Origin of the sequence: Dyella amyloliquefaciens, from assembly GCF_004296575.1 — a bacterium.
GTDB lineage: Bacteria > Pseudomonadota > Gammaproteobacteria > Xanthomonadales > Rhodanobacteraceae > Dyella > Dyella amyloliquefaciens.
On sequence record NZ_SAYT01000005.1, the window covers coordinates 1 to 16,143 of the forward strand.

Sequence of the window (16,143 nt, forward strand, 5' to 3'; positions counted from 1 at the left end):
CGCGCGACTAGCCCATCATGGCCCAGCACCGCTATGCGGTGTGGTTGTCAGAGGCCGGATATACGTGTGCAGTCGACACGGACGCCAGAGCACGGGAGGCTTGCAATGGGGAGGAGTCCATATACGGACATGACGGTCGACTATGAATAAGGTATGGACGCGACCGTCACGGTTACACCCCACCGGTCCTGACTCTCAACAGGAATGTCATGCTGTGCGATTGCACGGTTTAGGGCGGTAATCAATTGCCCAGGCATCTCCACCCGCGTATCCAACAGCAGCCGTCGTCTGCTCCAGAGAGGAAAGCGGGATCTGACTTTGCCTATGACCTGAATCGCCTTGAATGTCTCGGGTACACCACGACCCTTTGAAACTTCTCGGACAGCAACAAGCCTAACGTCGGACCATCTGGCGGCAGCCCAAGTGCTGCCGTAAGAACGCCTACAAACCTGGCTCGTATCCACACTAGTGTCGGAGAAGGCAACCAGGCTAAGGCACCAGATATAGGTCCACACCAGGAACATCCCTGCGACAAGCAGGAATTCTTGGTTGAAGACGTCAGCGCCGTAATAGAACTGGCTGACAATGATGCAAAGAAAGAAAGCGCTCGGCGCAAGACCGATCAGGCATGAAAGAAGAGTCAACCGGCGACCACCTGAGTGCTCGAAAGTCTGGCTTTCCGTTGTCGCGTCCATGGTCCCCACCATTGATGACCCCTTCCCTTAATGTCCGCCATGGGTCGAAAGCGGACCTTGCACCGCATGCTCCGGTCCCAGAATTCGATGGCGTTCCGCCAAAGACTCATCAAGTTCGCCACGGAACCTCTAAAACGTATTCCCATAATATGACCCGCAGGTGTACGCCGTGCAGCGGGGTGCATGGTTGAAGTCGATCATTTCGAGATTAGTTTGAGCTCGTAGCACGAAGGCGTGACGCCAGAATCAGGCTCGACAGAACGATGAGCGGCCCTCTGGATGCAGTCAAGCTCGCTGATTAGGAGTTGCGAACGTTTGAATCGTTTGTCGATAACCAACTTCACTTTATTCCAGCGCTGCTCGGCGACCGGGTATAGCGCTTGTAACCCGTTGCAGACTGGCGATGCGTCCTGACGTAGACGGTGATCGGACTCACCATTCATGCATGGGGATCCATTAAACAAGCCTTCCAGCGAAAACCAGGTGTCGCGCTGATCGTCGCCTTGTCTATCCTGTATCTGCTCGACGAATTGTGCTTGCGAATAGTAGGCGTCGATCTGAAACGCAAGGATCGCCGCATCGGCTTTCTCCGAAGCGTCACCGGAAATAGCTTTCTTTTGTCGGGCGTACAACGCGCGCACTTTGCTCACAATGAGCTCCAGGTCATTCCCTTGGGATGCACTCAACCAGCGATCCGTGCTCTGTACGTAGTTATCCACTCCATGTCTCAGCAAATCCGCTGAGGATGTCTGATAGGACGTCACCTCAGTCCGCCATGTTTTCTTGTACAACGATGTCTCCGCATATCTCGCCATGATCTGCTGATATGCATCTTCCGTCGTCAAGAAAAAGGTGCCGTGAGTTCTTCCCGCCACGTTGCGAGGCAACTTCCAAAAAAGTCTGAAGCCGATGGGGTCCATGTTGCCCTCAAGCTCCCGCATTCTGCTTTGCAGCGGTCCGTTCTGGACTTTCACGGTGAAGGGAGCTCTACCAGTGCTCTCGATGCTGAAGAGAGTCTCGGTCACGCGTTGCTTGCCAAGGACGCCCGTCATTTCGGAGGTTTCCCGAATGATGTCGCCAGAGGTATTCAGCCGCACAAGCTCGATCGTCCCTTTGAACCTGTCTCCGCGCACCTCGCTAACGCGGAAAGCAAAAGCTTCGGGCTCTGAGCCGCGATCACTGGTCACATAGATCCCCGGAGTCATGGTCATCACGGGTTCGGAGATTTGTTTGTTGGTGGTGGGAGGACCAGGTGCTTCCTCGGCGGCAACGTAAGCCCCCAAAAGAAACAGGGCTGCGGCAATGGTCCAGCGCACTGGCAGATTCATGGCAATCCTTGCGCTCAATTCCGGCGGTATCGAGATGGTGATATGAAGAAGACTCTGGAAGTGCCGTTACTCGGGCACGGTTCGGAAACCTTGGAGCCTGGAGAGGACCGCGGAACGCCCCCCATGATGGCACCTTGGCATTTGATGAAAGTGGCGAAGCAGGGACATCTTCAGGTCCGCTTAGGGTCGAAAGCGGACCTAATCAATCTCTTTAAGCAAATTCCAGATACCCACCAGCAGCAGCGCTACTGCGCCGGACAGCATTGTCATGAATGTCCCGAATGATGATGAGCAGCCAAGTGATTTGCCCAGGCCACCACCCCCCGTGCGACAGCTAATACCGCTATCCGCGAGCATAGGAAGCCCATACAAATAGAACACGAGCCCACCGGCGCCTAGCACTACCAAAGCCAAAATTCCAAAAACTATGGGGTGCCTCATTCAGCGCGATCCTCATCACTCACGGAGTTCTTTCTCTCTGATGTCCGCTCCGGTTCGAAAGCGGGCCTTCCTAACGCGCCAAATGGACGATCCACTGGAGCCAATACCCGCAGTAAAACAGCAGCGCGAAGCCGAGAAGCCAGAGCAGACCCCACACTTTACGGGTCCGCAGCAAGTAATACGGGAGGTATGGCAACCAGAACAAGAACAATAGAAACCCGAACTCATAGGGCCGGTATATGTTCTTTCGCTCGCGGCAATCCAGATCCAACCAAAGTACGAGAAGCACCAGAAAAACTAGTGACCACGTCGCCTGAAATGGCAATCCCGCGAAGCGCCCAACGCTAAACAGCGCAGCTTCGTAGGCTCCGACCGCGAGAGAAAGTAGCGCCAGGATCAGAAGCAACACTTTGCTATTGAGTGCCACAGCGCCCCCTTGCGCTGGTGGATTTTGGCGATGCAACCAGGTCCGAACGGAGTCAGTTGCGCCAAGCAATATGAACGGCAATGGCCCGATTGGCAATGTCGCTTCGGGTCGAGAACTGACACTCGGCAACCGAGGCCTTTCCAGAGATTCTTCGTGCGAGGGTCAACAAGCTTGCTCGGTCAGTACATCGAAACGTGTTTATCGATGCTGAAACCACAAGACTTGCAGGGCGGCGTGCGATCCGGGTGCTTCAGGAGGCTCGCCACGGTGTGATAGCGGCCATTGCACTGAGGACATGGCGAACGCAGGAAAGGTAACGCCAAGGGCAAAAAGATCGCCGGGGCCGCTATTCGCATGGTCCAACGTACGACCTCCGGAAACTCTGTGTAGTAGCGGGCCGACCACAGGAGGCCAATCGCTGCGACGAATCCACCAACTGCCAGATTTCTTTTACGCCTCATGCTCTCCAATGCGGCGCGCATACGGCGACGTTCGCGCTGCGGGTCGCTATTCCCCGTTTCCATTTCCACTCCCCTTATGGAGCCTCCCCCGAGGCCATGCTGATTATGTGCGCTTTGGGTCGAAAGCGGACCGTGCTGCAATATAGCCGGCAGTGCTCGCCAGTAGCGGGCTACTCGCAAGGTCCCAAGCGCCGTGACCTTCACGACTCGGGCGCCCCAGCCCACGTTACGAGGGATTGCTCGCTGTGGCGGCGAATACGGCTTGAGGCCTGGCTTAGCCCTGCGCCCCCTTGTCTTCAGACGGTGGTTGGAGGGGCGACAGCGCCTGGCGATCGGCGGAGGCCCGTTGAGCTTCGCGGGCCAGGTCGTAGCGGGCCTGCAGCACCAGCCAATAGAGCGGAGACGTGTCCAGCACGAGGGCTAGCCGTATGGCATGCCGGGGAGTCACGGGGCGGGCGTCGGTGAGGAACTCCCTGAGATGGGGTGCCCGGATACCTGTACGGCGGGCGAGCTGTTGGTGATTCAGCGTTGCCGGAAGCATGTAGTCGAGCAGCAGCACTTCGCCGGGGGAGCGCAGATGCTGTGATGGATCCACGTCCAGGTGCGGAGAGAGTCGGATCAGTTCCATGGGGTTCCCTTCCTTGTCAGGCACGACTGCAGAACAGGCGGGCGCTTGCAGCCCTCCGTGTCGGTGCATGCCTGGTGGCTACGTCAGTGATCGCCAGAGAGCGGCGCATCGCCGTGTCGGCCGATGCGCCGCGCGGGCGATCATCGAACTCGTGGCGTGTTCACTCGTGAGTCGTGACCGAGCCGGCTGGCGTATTGCTGGAGGCAGCGGATGGCGGTGCCAAGGCTCGCCGTGACGGCCGTGGGAAGCGGCCATTCCAGCGGCCTGCCGGGGAATCCGCGTGCCTGCGCGTCGCGACAGTGCTCGCTGTCATGACGCAATCGCGTGAGCGCGAGTACCGCCAGGGCGATGTCACTGCGCGTGCTGGAGCGGAGAGTTTCCGGCCACGTCACACGTGTGCGTGACGCTTCGCCAGAGGATGGAGTGAGGGTGCCGCCAGGGGGAACGAACGGGCGAATGCGTCCCGTATGATCGTGGGTAGCCATGATCAACTCCGAGTCAGTTGGTGATGGTTAGCGGGCCGTGGGTGTTCGCTGCACTCACGGCTCGCGCCTCATGACTTCGTCGTCATGGTCATTCGCGAGGCCCGGCTAAAAGACAGCGCGAATGACGGCCTGACCCTAACAAGCAGGCTGCACACCGTCTGTCAGGGTTGGGTGAGATGGGTGTCGGGCTGGCTGAGGGCGAGCGTGACGGCGCCGGGCGAACCGGATGTCGGCGCGCCTCTCAGGGGAGACCGAGAGATCAACTTGCCCTGTCAGGAAAAGCGCACCGCAATCCGTGTTTGGTTCCGACTTGAATCGGAAGCCGACACGGCAATGAGACGGTTCGCTGTGCTGCGAATTTCGATCTGGAAACAACCGTCATTGCGTGAGTAGTCAACTACTCACCGGCCAAGAACGTCATTGCGCCTATTTCTGAGGACTAAGAGCCAAGATTGCGCAAGGCGGAATGCTGGATACGCGCAAGGAAGGCGGGAGAACACCGCCTCTTCCCTGTCCCTGATGCGCAGGTGCCGTGAGGACGTGATGGCCATGCATGACATCGACGTCACGCACCGATGCTCATCGACATCATCGATCCATGATGTTCGAGCATCACCCAAGCGTGACCGTGAGAGATGCTGGATTCGTCATGGGTCGGAAGCACACTCGTCGCGGCCGAACCCGACCTCATCGCCGGGCCACGCTTTCAATAGATCCCCGGGATAAGGCGCTTGGTGCGTGACGCGTATTGCGAAAACGCCTCGCCGAATGCGGCTTCGAGCGCTGCGTCTTCTTCCTTGATCCGGTAGAGATACAGGCAAGTCATCAGGCTCGTCATCACCAGCACGCTCAGCCAGTTTCCCAGTGCCAGCGCGAAGCCAAGGAAGGCCATCATGGCGCCCAGATAACTGGGATGGCGCACGTGGGCGTATAGCCCTTCTTCCCTGAGTTGATGGTCGCTACGGATCGCCACGTTCGGCGTGTGGAAACGGCCCAGCTGGGCGATGGCAAGCGACCTCACGCTGATGCCCATCCCCAGGACGACCAGGCCCACCGCCTGCAGCGCCACTGAGTGCAAAGCGCCCATGGCTCCATAGGACAGCGCGATGCTGAGCGCGTAGACCACCGGCCCTCCGAACATCAGCGCCTTCAGTGAAGACTGGTCCCGGTTTTCCGCAGCGCCCGTCTTGAGGCGAAAGACCACGATTGCGTCGATCGTCAGCCACACGAAGAAGACGACGAGAGCGATGTTGCGCACTGTGTTCATGTCGTTTCAGCCTCCCGCGGTTCGGCAAGCGCCATGCCACCAACGCATCCACAGACGTCACGGCCCGGTCGTTCGGTGCAACACGCTGCCGGGTCATCCAGCCCCCGGACATCGGTGCTGCCGACCCATCTGGCCACGGCATGCGCAGCACTATACGTCGAACGTACCCACGATGATGCTGGATGCCTTGACGATGGCCACGACGGTCGTGCCTTCGCTCAACGCCAGGGCGTCCAGGCTCCCGTTGGTGATGACGGAAACGATGACGTTGCCGCCCTCCAGTTCCACGCCGATTTCGGCGTTCACGGCGCCACGCTTGATGTAGGAGACCCGCCCCTTCAACTGGTTGCGGGCGGAGAGGCGCATGGAGTCGTCGGGCAGGCCGATGATCACGGAGGACGCCTTGATCAGGGCAAAGGCGCTCTTGCCGGGTACCAGCCCCAGGTTGTGGGTGCTTTCGTGGGTCACGGTGGCGATCAACTGCTGCCCGCCCTGGATATCCAGCTGGATGACATCGTTGACGGCGCCGCTGTTGATGGCAGCCACGGTGCCGGCCAATTGGTTGCGCGCACTCGTCTTCATCATGAAACGCCTCACCAGTTCGATGTCGGAGAGCGGGTTGTCGGCAATGCTGCTGAGTTGTTTCAGGAACTGCTGGTGGACGGCTTCCATGTGCTGGAAGACCTCGATCAACTGACGGGCACGTGGCGTCAGTACCGCGCCACCGCCGCTGCGTCCGCCGACGGCCCGTAGCACGAGCGGCTCGCCGGCAAGGTTGTTCATGGCGTCAACCGCCTCCCAGGCGCCCTTGTAGCTCATGCCTACTTCGCGGGCGGCCGCCGCGATGGAGCCGGACTCGCCGATCTTCATCAGCAACTGGATACGGTCGTGGCCGCCAAAATTGCGGCCATTGGCCTCGAGGCCGAGGGTACCCTTGATGGAAAGCATCGAACTGGGCTCCTTGTGCACGGTAACCAGCGCAGTTGGACGCCAGTACCCGAGGCCGGTGAATCGTCACGACTTCACCGCACCGCCACCGTCCCTTGCCGAGCGCCATGCTTCAGCGACTCGGCAGCAACTGCGGCGGTCGTCTCGGGTTGATCGATGAATGGCCCATGGCCATCCGGATCGGACCAACGCCCCACGGAAGCCATCAGGCCGGCACCTGCCAGGGCACGGTCAAACGGACAGAGTCATCATGACGTTGAAAACTTATACGAGCCTTAGAGCCTCATGCGCAAGGTGGCGTAGTAGTTGCGCCCCTCCTCGGGGAACCCGTCGACCAGCTGGTAGTTGTCGTCGAACAGGTTGCGCACGCCCAGGAACAGGTCCAGCCGTGGCGTGAAACTCAACGTGGCATTGATGTTGGCCAGGGTGTAGGAGCCGGTCTGGTAGTAGCGCGTGCCCGCCGTGTTGACGGTCCAGCGGTTGCTGGCCGACTCGATGCTCGGTGTTAGCGCAAACAACCGGCTGATCTGCCAGTCCACATAGGCGAACAGCTTGGAGTTCGGCACGCCGGTGGGCCGGAAGATGGGCAGCTCCGGCGCTTTCAGGTTGCGGTGGATGTAGGTGTAGTTGCCGCCGAAGCTCAGCTTGTCGGACCAGTGCTGGGTGATGGACACTTCGCCGCCGTAGTAGTCGCCGCTGCCCGCGTTGCGGGTCTGGTTGGTGCTGCCATAAGGCGGCGGCAGCACCACCGGCACCTGAATGAGCGCGTCGGTGAGGTCGCTGTAGAACAGCGCGCCCTTCAGCTCCAGCCCCTGCCGAGGCTGCCACAGCGTGCCCACCTCGTAGTTGGTGGCGCGCTCGGGCTTGATGCCGGGGTTGGGCACCGCCGTGCCGAAGCGCGAGCTGAAGCGTTCGAACAGTGTGGGAAACCGGGTGCGCGAGGAGACGTTGGCGTAGATGTTGGACTGCTCGTCCAGTCGCCAGGTGGCCGCCATCTGCCAGTTGAAGGCCTGGTTGTCCTTCAGCGGGTAATGCACCAGCACGTTGCTGTTGTAGTCCTCGGCCTGTTTGAGGTCGAGCCAGTCGTAGGAGATGCCGCCGACGATGTCTAGGCGTTCGGCGGCCTGCCAGGTGTCCTCGAGCGCCAGCGACCAGGTGTCCTGGATGGAGGTCTGGTGCGGCTCGGTGAATTCGCGTGGCGCGTAGCTGGTCTGCCATTCCACATGCTTGTCGCGGCGATAGAACAACGCGGCCTTCAAGGTGTTGTCGGGAATGATCTTGGTGCCGGCCTCGACGCTGCCGCCGCTGGCCGTGTCGTCGTAGTAGCTGCGGAACGACTTGCCCAGCGTCTGTCGCGTCATCGCCGGGTTGTCGTACGAGAACAGGCCGTTCTTGAAGGTGTTGTAGTAGAGCTTGCCGTTGACGTAGAAGTCGTCGCCGAACTGCGTGTGCGACAGGAACGAAACGCTGTCGATGTCCCAGTAAGGCCAGTCCCAGTAGCGTTGCGTGGCGACGGGATCGGTGACGTGCAGCGGCGCCTCCTTCGAACCCTTCTGGCGGATGGCATTGATGGAGTATTCGTCGGTGGCGTTGGGCGTCCAGCCGGCCTTGAGGTTGAGGCGCCAGTCGTCGCTGGCTGAATTGATGCGCTTGCCGTCCGGCTGGTTGGCGGTGGCATGGAAGTTGTCGGAAAGGCTGAAGCTGTCCTGCTTGTTGCTCGCCCCGGAAATCTGCAGGTAGTAGTGCTCCTGCCGTGTACCGAGGATCGCGGAGACCTGGTTGCCGTTGTAGTGGCCATGGCCATCGAAGTCGGCACCGACCTGCACTTCACCCTCGAACGGCGCGGCCGGCTTGCGCGTGACCAGGTTGATCGAACCGCCCAGCGCGCCGGGACCATCGAGCACGGACACATAGCCCTTGGCGATCTGGATCTGCGACAGGTCGGCGGTGAGGAAGCGGTTGAAATCGAGCCGGTTGTCCGCCGGCAGGAACACACGCACGCCATCGATCGACAAGGTGGTCTGGAAGCGATCGAAACCGCGGATGTAGATCAGACGCTCGTTGCGCGAACCGCCGCTGTTCGACTCCGACGTACCGGGCACGAGGTTGAGCGCATCCGCGACGGTCTCGGTATGGAAGGTCTGCATCTCCTTGGCAGTGAGCACGCTGCCGCCGAGCTGTTCGCCATCGCGGTTGTACGCGGTGACATGTACCTGGCCCAGCTCGTAGACCTGGGTTGATGCATTGCTGCTGGTGTCCTGCTGCGCGAAGACAGCAGCGGGAGCGGCCAGGCCAGCGAGGGCGAGTGCAACGTGACGGCACAGGCGGGACTGCTTCGACATGGGGCGCTCCTTCCTAGAGTGATGAGAGAAAAGCGAGTACGGCGCGCCGCTGGGATGCATCCAGCTCGCGATAGCGACGTACGGCGTTGGACGCTTCGCCGCCGTGCCAGAGAATTGCTTCGGTTACGCTGCGCGCCCGGCCGTCATGCAGATAAAGGGCGCCGGGCCGGATCAGCGGCGCGAGGCCGAGACCCCAGAGCGGCGCTGTGCGCCATTGCCGGCCGGAGGCGAGGCCATCGGGTCGGCCGTCCGCCAGTCCGTCGCCCATGTCGTGCAGCAGCAGATCGGTATAGGGATGAATCTCCGACGCACCCAGCTTGCTGGCCACAGGTGCGTCGACCGGCAGGTTCGGACGATGGCAGCTCGCGCATCCGATGCGTTCGAACAGCGCGCTGCCCTCACTCGTTTCCCTGGTCGGTGCCTGCTGCGATGGCGGCACCAGCGACTGTTGGTACGCGACCAGCGCGTCGAGCAGATCGTCGGTGATTTCCGGATGGCCGCCGTCCGGTGCATCCAGGCAGGCTCGCTGCTCCGGCATGCAATTGGGTGAGGCGAGCAGCGAGGAGGTGATGCCCATGTCCTCGTGCAGCGCCACCTGCGTCTGTTGCCGAACGCTGGGCTGGTTGGCCTTCCAGCCGAAGCGTCCGAGGGCAACGCTGCGTGTCGCGATATCCCACACACGATTGGCTTGCCCGTGCACGCCCTGCCCTTGTGCGAGCTGTTCCTGTGCGATAGCCAACAGGGCCGACTCCGGCACCGCTTCGAGCAGCCCTGCTGCGGTGATCGATGGCGCCATGCGCAGCGACAGCATCGTGCCCTCTGCCAAGGGGCCATATCCCAGCGCGCGAACCTGCAGCTTCGGCGCGCGCAGGCGGATCGTCTGGCCGTCCAACCAGGCCGACGACTGCTCGACCCAGCGCACCGAAAGCTGTGCTTCGGCAGGTACGCCCGGTATGCCCTCGGTCTGCAGCTGCACGCCGTAATGGGGTTCGTCGACCACGGCGCCCTGCTTGTCCCTGGTCGACAGCCGCACGATCGCCGAGCGCAGCGGCGGACCACTGTCCGGCATGTCGCCGCGACCGTTGAGCAGATGGCAGGCGCCGCACGACAAGGCGTTGTAGAGCGGCCCCAGTCCGTCGAATTCCGGTTGTGCGAGGGACGGCGCGATCAGCCAGGGCTGGTTGAATACCGAAGCACCTTGCGTCCGTTGCGCGGCCTGCGCTGGGGATTCCGCCGGCAGGGTCTGCGTGAGGGCGAGGCGCGAGCGCTCGTTAGCCCACCCAGCAGTTGCCACCGTGGCGAGGCAGCTCGCTATCCATGCAAGCCTGCGGAGGTTCACGGCGCGGGGATGCCGTCGAGCAGCCGCTGCGCCTCCTGGGCGTTGGCGTCCAATTGCGTTCGCCACTGCGCTTCGGTCGAGGCCTGCTGCGGGTTCGGTGCGGCGTCCTTCATGCGATCGTCGGCGCGGCGAAACAGCGCCTGCAACGACGAATCATCCGCCTGTTTCGCGGTGACCGGCGGCGTGCCCAGCAATTGCCTGACCTTGGCGAGACTGGCCTTGAGCGTCGGGTCGGGCTGCGCGGATGCCTTCGCCTCCAACTGGTGCAGCCGCTCCCACAACGTGGCCAGCTGGTCGCGTCGCTGCGTCAGCATGGTGTCGAACAGCGCGACCACCAGCCCGCTGCGCGCCTGCGTCAGCGCGGGGTCATAGGGAAAGCCCTGGTCGGGCGAACGCTTGAACGGATCGAAGGTGTCGGCCGGCGCCTTCGCATAGACCGACGGGCGCACCGGATAGCGCGCGATGTCCGGCTGAAACAGCATCTGCTGCCCCTGTGCGGACAGCACGAAAGCCGCGAAGGCCTGTGCTGCCTTGGGATGTGGCGCCTGCTTGAGCACGGCCACCTGCGCGGGCAGGAAAGCGGTGCGATCCGGATAAACCATCTGCACGGGCTTGCCGTTGGCCGATGCGCTGCGCACCAGGAAATCCACGCTGAGGCCTATCGGGGTGATTCCGTCGGCCACCTGGTCGAGTCCTTGCGATGGCTTGCCGCTGAGCTTTCCCTGCGTCACACCCTCGCTCAGCAGGGCCCAACCGTCTGCCCAGCCCTCGGCCTGCAGCACGATGTCGTACAGCGCCGGTGCAAAGCCGACCTTGGCCGGGTCGGGCCACGCCACCTTGCCTGCATAGGTGGCGTCGGCGAGTGCCTGCCAGGTCTTTGGCGTTGTGATCGAATGGCGTTGCAGCTCGCCGGTGTTGACGGCCAGGCCGTAGCCCGCCACCTCGAAGGCTTCGAAACGGTGCTGCGGATCGGAGATCCACTGGTGCCCGATGCGGCCCGGCAGTGGCTGGCGATCCACCGTCAGCGAAGCCAGCCTTCCCTGCTCCGCCAGCTGGGCGAAGCTCGCCGGCGACGGTGTCCAGTAGACATCGATGCCGCCACCGTCGGGCTGGTGCAGGCGGTTCAGCGCGTCCTGCGAATGCGCCCAGACGATGCTGACCGAGGTGCCCGGATGCGCTGCCTCGAAGGCCTGCTGGTAGGCCGTGGTCAAGGCGTCCGGATAGCTGGTCAGGACAACCACCGTGTCGGCAGTCGGCGCGGTCTGGCCCAGCGCCGGCTGCGGCATCGCGCAGCACATTCCCCACATCGCCGCCAAGGCGGCCAGGACAGGACGAACCATGGGAACCCCTCGCTATATAGGCATCTACACAACGGTAGGCCAAAGGTGATCCAATCCGCTCTCGTCCGCAAGATGTTGCCGGGGCGATCGTGAGAATCCGAGGCGTGTCAAAACCTCGCACGGGGCCGATCTGCCACCGATGACGAGAGCGGAGCCACCGGCGGCGTGACCCGGGGCCATGCTCTTGCCCTCACGCAGCCGCATGCCCTGGCCAGGCACCTGCTGAAGGCCGGAGCAACATGGCTCGCATCACCGCTCCGCCGCGGCCTGCTCCCGGGAGGCCGACGGCCTCGTTGCCATCCACCACGCCGGCCACCGTCGAGCGCAACGCTCCCGTGACGGCGCAGGAAACTGCCGTTTTGATGACCCCTCACGGTCAAAACCGCGTCAGGTTCGCTATGCTGCGAGCACCGCATCGAGGCCGCCTCCGGGGCCCGAAGCATGAAAAGGCCCGGTCTCCAAGCCGGTCCCTGTCTGGAAGTGCAAGCGTGGGAGCTTCGTGATCCAAGTGAACTGCAACATGAGCGAAGGGCTTGGTTCGCACCATGGATGAGCGCAAGTCGGCCACCGGCCTTGCCGCCGCTCTTCCCATCGCTTTGATCACCCTGCTCACCCTCGCGGCCATCTACGCGCCGCGCTTCGAGCTTCCCAAGGTGGTGACCAAGGTGATCCCTGCGGTCCGGCCGGTGGTGCCGGGCGTCGATCTGTGGCTGAGCACGGAGGATCGCCGGTTGCAGCTGGCGCGTCAGCCCGAAGTCGAGATGCACGCACGCGGCACGGAACCCGCCGATATCGTCATCGACATCAGCAAGACCTTCCAGACCATGACCGGGTTCGGCGCGGCGATGACCGACTCGTCGGCGTGGCTGCTGCAGAACAAGCTCAACGCGTTCCAGCGCAACGCGCTGTTGCACGAACTCTACGGCCCACCGCCCAATCTCAACCTCAACATGATGCGCCTGACCATCGGCGCCTCGGATTTCTCGTTGAAGCTGTACACCCTGGATGATGTTCCGCCCGGCGAGGACGATCCTCAGCTCAAGCATTTCAATGTCACGTCCAATCTGCGCGACGTGATACCGACGGTGCGCGAGGTGCTCTCGATCAATCCCGCGCTGCTCATCATCGCATCGTCGTGGAGTGCCCCGGCATGGATGAAGACGAGCCAGAACCTGATTGGCGGCGAGCTGCTCGAGCAGTACGAAAGCACCTACGCGGACTACCTCGTCAAGTATCTCGACACGTATCGCGGCTACGGCATCCCCATCTTCGCCCTGACGCTGCAGAACGAACCCAGCTACTCACCGATCACCTACCCGGGCATGGAAATGTCCGCCACCACGCGGGCGCGCGTCATCGGGCAATACCTCGGTCCCAAGCTGGAAATGCGCAAGGAAAAGACGCGCATTCTGGAATGGGATCACAACTGGAACCAGCCCGAACAACCATTGACCGTGCTGGCCGATCCCGACGCCGCGCGCTATATCGATGGCGTGGCGTGGCATTGCTATGAAGGCAGCCAGTATGCGCAGGGCCGCGTGCATCGCGCGTATCCCAAGAAGGACACCTACATCACCGAATGCTCCGGCGGTGACTGGGCATCCAGCGTCAACGGCGAGCTGATCTGGTTCTCGCGGAACCTGCTGGTCACCGGCATCCGGCAGTGGGCGCGCGGCGTCCTGTACTGGAACCTGGTGCTGGATGAAAACCACGGCCCGCACTTCGGCGGATGCGCCGCCTGCAAGGGCGTGATCACGATCGATTCGCGTACGGGTGCGGTGAGCCGCAACGACGAGTACTACGCGTTCGCGCACTTCAGCCAGTTTCTGTTTCCTGGCGCCACCCGCGTGGAATCCACCGCCACCGACAAGGAACACGTCGACAACGTGGCCTTCCAGAATGCCTCCGACGGCTCGATCGTCCTGGTGGTCGTCAACAGCAACAAGGAAGCACGCCCCGTCTCGGTGGCACAGGACCAGACCCGCTTCGACTACACCATGCCGCCGCGCAGCGTGGCGACGTTCGTGTGGTACCCGGGCCAGTCGGGCGTGTTCATGCAACACGACGGCGGATGGTTGAATTCCGCGCCATAGCGGCGTTCGGCTGCCAGCGCGGCACCCTGGTGCTGCTTCCTGCCAGGGGCCATCGTGAATCGGACGTCCTTATGCAGCGGACTGGTCGATAACCACCTGGTTGCGGCCATTGATCTTGGCCTGGCGCATCGCCTTGTCGGCGCGCGACATCAGGCTCTCGATGCCTTCACCCGCGCGATTGCACTGGGCGATGCCGATGCTGATGGTGAGGACACGGTCCGGGCGCTGCACCGCGCGCATGGTTTCGCGCAACTGCTCGGCCCGTGCATGCGCATGCCGCAGATCGACGCCGGGCAGCAGCACGACGAATTCCTCGCCACCGACCCTGCCGATGAGGTCCGAATCCCGCATCTGCGATCGCAGGCCGTCGGCCAGCTGGATCAGTACTTCATCGCCTGCCGCATGACCGAACGTATCGTTGAGTTGCTTGAAGTGGTCGGCATCCAGATAGAGCACGGCGGCGGGAATGCGCCGGAGGTAGATGTCCTCCAGCTCGTAGCGCGCCAGCTCGAGGAAGCGGTTGCGCTGCAGCAGTCCGGTCAGTCCGTCGGTATGGGCCTGCTCGCGCAGTTGCTTTTCCAGCCGGAATTGTTCGAACAGCGTGCGCGTCATGAAGGCGCGCAACACGGTCGCCACGGAAATGGCGATCGTCATGTACACGGCGTACTGGAAGATCGGCAATCCATTGGTGAAGCCGATGAACAACATCGGCAACGGGCCAAGCGCGCACAGCACCATCGCGGCGATGAAGTCCCAGCGTCCCATCCAGATGACCGACGAGGCCACCGGCAGCAGCAGTCCAGGCAGCACCAGCCGCTGCCCTGACGCCTGCCCGATGCCATTCAGATTGACACCCACCTCCAGCAGCAGCACGCAGGTCAGGGCAATCAGGCTGAGCGGCATCGGCCGCGATTCGCGACGCGTGACGACGGCCAACAACGCCAGCGGCACGGCGGGAGCGAGCCGCAGCAGCAGGGGAACGGGTGACGAGCTGACCAGGGCCCGCCCCCCGGCCGCCAGCAGATAGGCGACCACGGCGAGCAAGGTCAGCGCATGGATCGCGGGCGCCATGCGCCGCGCAAGGTAGTGCGTGTACTCATTCCGGTAGCCCGGATCGTCGGTTCGCTGCTGCTTGGTGGATGGGTTATGCATGCAGGCCCCGGGGCGCGGAGATCGCGCTGACATCAAAAAGCAGCAAGATGGATGCCATTCGCTCGAAAGTAAGGCCCGCCGCTGATTTCCACAGGAAGTTTCCAACTCCCGGCGCCTGGTACGGCTTACGCTGAAGGGCAAGCAGCGACGTCATACGGCAGTGCCTTCGGGTCGACGGTTGGGGGCAGCGCTTGTCGGTACCAGGCCATATACACGCGGCAACGCCCGATCTGCCCGTCTGCGGGACATGGCTCGGACAGCCACGCCCATGAACCCACGGGCCTGACCCACCTTGGGGGCCGGGTAGATTTACCTAAGCAATTCCCCAGGTTCTTCGGATGCGGGAAGATGGGCCGCCGACTCATTCTCTGACGCAAAGAGTCGGCTTATGGTGACAACGATAGGGGCGTGGCATGCAATTCCTGATCGACCATCCGATAACGGTTTTTGTCATCACCCTCGCCGCGATGTGGCTGGCCGGCCGCCTCGGCGTGTTCCTCGCGCGATGGCATCGGCCAGATCAACCAGAGGTCCGCGAGGCGTTCTCCATCGTCCAGGGGGCCTCGCTGACCTTGCTGGGACTGATCATCGGCTTCACGTTCTCGATGGCGATCAGTCGCTACGACCAGCGCAAGAACTACGAGGAAGCCGAGGCCAATGCCATCGGCACCGAGTACGTGCGCCTCGACCTTCTCCCACCGGCGGATGCGGCGAAACTGCGCCCCATGCTCGTCGGCTATCTGCAGCAGCGCATCCGTTTCTACGCTGCGACCGACGCACCCCAGCTTCGGTCGGTCAACATGCGCATCGCCGAACTGCAAGCAGACCTGTGGAGTGCAGTGGCGGCTCCCGCCAACACTCGCAGCGACCCGGTCATGGCCCTTGTCCTGTCAGGCATGAACGATGTGCTCAATTCACAGGGATACACCCAGGCTGCGTGGTGGAATCGCATACCCGTATCTGCCTGGATGCTGCTGGCCGCCATCGCGCTGGGCTGCAACATGCTGGTCAGCATCGGCGGGAGCAAGATGATCCAGGAGCCGGCCCTGATGTTCGTGCTTCCATTGATCATTGCCATCGCATTCGGCCTGATCGCGGACATCGACAGCCCGCGTGGCGGCCTCATCCACGTCGTACCGCAGAACCTTCAGGCCGTCCTGGATTCGCTGCCAAAGACCTGACCTGGACTCGACATCG

12 protein-coding genes are annotated in these 16,143 nt (G+C 62.4%); 3 read left to right on the forward strand and 9 right to left on the reverse strand.

What is annotated here, in order from left to right; all coding sequences use genetic code 11:
- Positions 1 to 140 precede the first annotated feature (140 nt).
- A complete protein-coding gene (locus EPB08_RS11885; RefSeq protein ID WP_130619336.1) occupies positions 141 to 695 on the reverse strand; it encodes a hypothetical protein in 555 nt (184 codons plus the stop codon).
- 197 nt (positions 696 to 892) lie between these two features.
- Positions 893 to 2,023 (reverse strand): hypothetical protein, encoded by a 1,131-nt coding sequence (locus EPB08_RS11890; RefSeq protein WP_130619337.1) that lies wholly within the window; start codon positions 2,021 to 2,023, stop codon positions 893 to 895.
- A gap of 42 nt (positions 2,024 to 2,065) precedes the next feature.
- On the opposite strand from EPB08_RS11890, the gene EPB08_RS11895 reads away from it, so the two are divergent.
- Complete coding sequence (locus EPB08_RS11895) at positions 2,066 to 2,308, forward strand: hypothetical protein (protein WP_130619338.1); 243 nt, start codon at positions 2,066 to 2,068, stop codon at positions 2,306 to 2,308.
- 1,318 nt (positions 2,309 to 3,626) lie between these two features.
- Here the strand turns inward: EPB08_RS11895 and EPB08_RS11900 are convergent.
- The 6 genes from EPB08_RS11900 to EPB08_RS11925 form a co-directional block, all read right to left on the reverse strand.
- Positions 3,627 to 3,980: a HigA family addiction module antitoxin gene (locus EPB08_RS11900; protein ID WP_165418492.1), complete on the reverse strand. Its 354-nt coding sequence runs from the start codon at positions 3,978 to 3,980 to the stop codon at positions 3,627 to 3,629.
- A 1,191-nt stretch (positions 3,981 to 5,171) separates the two neighbouring features.
- A complete protein-coding gene (locus tag EPB08_RS11905) occupies positions 5,172 to 5,732 on the reverse strand; it encodes a methyltransferase family protein (RefSeq protein ID WP_130619340.1) in 561 nt (186 codons plus the stop codon).
- Positions 5,733 to 5,882: 150 nt separating this feature from the next.
- On the reverse strand, positions 5,883 to 6,680 hold the full coding sequence (locus EPB08_RS11910; protein ID WP_130619341.1) for a TOBE domain-containing protein: 798 nt from the start codon (positions 6,678 to 6,680) through the stop codon (positions 5,883 to 5,885).
- 275 nt (positions 6,681 to 6,955) lie between these two features.
- Positions 6,956 to 9,022, reverse strand: a complete 2,067-nt coding sequence (locus EPB08_RS11915; RefSeq protein ID WP_130619342.1) for a TonB-dependent receptor plug domain-containing protein — start codon at positions 9,020 to 9,022, stop codon at positions 6,956 to 6,958.
- 13 nt (positions 9,023 to 9,035) lie between these two features.
- On the reverse strand, positions 9,036 to 10,316 hold the full coding sequence (locus tag EPB08_RS11920; RefSeq protein WP_165418493.1) for a di-heme oxidoreductase family protein: 1,281 nt from the start codon (positions 10,314 to 10,316) through the stop codon (positions 9,036 to 9,038).
- 41 nt (positions 10,317 to 10,357) lie between these two features.
- Positions 10,358 to 11,701, reverse strand: a complete 1,344-nt coding sequence (locus EPB08_RS11925) for an ABC transporter substrate-binding protein (protein WP_130619344.1) — start codon at positions 11,699 to 11,701, stop codon at positions 10,358 to 10,360.
- A 545-nt stretch (positions 11,702 to 12,246) separates the two neighbouring features.
- Here EPB08_RS11925 and EPB08_RS11930 point away from each other — a divergent pair.
- Positions 12,247 to 13,794: a glycoside hydrolase family 30 protein gene (locus EPB08_RS11930; RefSeq protein WP_130619345.1), complete on the forward strand. Its 1,548-nt coding sequence runs from the start codon at positions 12,247 to 12,249 to the stop codon at positions 13,792 to 13,794.
- Between the two features lie 69 nt (positions 13,795 to 13,863).
- Here EPB08_RS11930 and EPB08_RS11935 read toward each other — a convergent pair whose 3' ends face one another.
- On the reverse strand, positions 13,864 to 14,946 hold the full coding sequence (locus EPB08_RS11935; RefSeq protein WP_130619346.1) for a GGDEF domain-containing protein: 1,083 nt from the start codon (positions 14,944 to 14,946) through the stop codon (positions 13,864 to 13,866).
- 413 nt (positions 14,947 to 15,359) lie between these two features.
- On the opposite strand from EPB08_RS11935, the gene EPB08_RS11940 reads away from it, so the two are divergent.
- The gene (locus EPB08_RS11940) at positions 15,360 to 16,127 is read left to right on the forward strand and encodes a bestrophin-like domain (RefSeq protein ID WP_130619347.1); all 768 of its coding nucleotides are present in this window, start codon (positions 15,360 to 15,362) and stop codon (positions 16,125 to 16,127) included.
- The last annotated feature ends 16 nt before the right edge of the window (positions 16,128 to 16,143 follow it).

Excerpts from the sequence above, each read along its gene's own strand:
- EPB08_RS11885 (WP_130619336.1), bottom strand. The coding sequence starts at position 695 with ATGGACGCGACAACGGAAAGCCAGACTTTCGAGCACTCAGGTGGTCGC.
- EPB08_RS11890 (WP_130619337.1), bottom strand. The coding sequence starts at position 2,023 with ATGAATCTGCCAGTGCGCTGGACCATTGCCGCAGCCCTGTTTCTTTTG.
- EPB08_RS11895 (WP_130619338.1), top strand. The coding sequence starts at position 2,066 with ATGAAGAAGACTCTGGAAGTGCCGTTACTCGGGCACGGTTCGGAAACC.
- EPB08_RS11900 (WP_165418492.1), bottom strand. The coding sequence starts at position 3,980 with ATGGAACTGATCCGACTCTCTCCGCACCTGGACGTGGATCCATCACAG.
- EPB08_RS11905 (WP_130619340.1), bottom strand. The coding sequence starts at position 5,732 with ATGAACACAGTGCGCAACATCGCTCTCGTCGTCTTCTTCGTGTGGCTG.
- EPB08_RS11910 (WP_130619341.1), bottom strand. The coding sequence starts at position 6,680 with ATGCTTTCCATCAAGGGTACCCTCGGCCTCGAGGCCAATGGCCGCAAT.
- EPB08_RS11915 (WP_130619342.1), bottom strand. The coding sequence starts at position 9,022 with ATGTCGAAGCAGTCCCGCCTGTGCCGTCACGTTGCACTCGCCCTCGCT.
- EPB08_RS11925 (WP_130619344.1), bottom strand. The coding sequence starts at position 11,701 with ATGGTTCGTCCTGTCCTGGCCGCCTTGGCGGCGATGTGGGGAATGTGC.
- EPB08_RS11930 (WP_130619345.1), top strand. The coding sequence starts at position 12,247 with ATGGATGAGCGCAAGTCGGCCACCGGCCTTGCCGCCGCTCTTCCCATC.
- EPB08_RS11935 (WP_130619346.1), bottom strand. The coding sequence starts at position 14,946 with ATGCATAACCCATCCACCAAGCAGCAGCGAACCGACGATCCGGGCTAC.
- EPB08_RS11940 (WP_130619347.1), top strand. The coding sequence starts at position 15,360 with ATGCAATTCCTGATCGACCATCCGATAACGGTTTTTGTCATCACCCTC.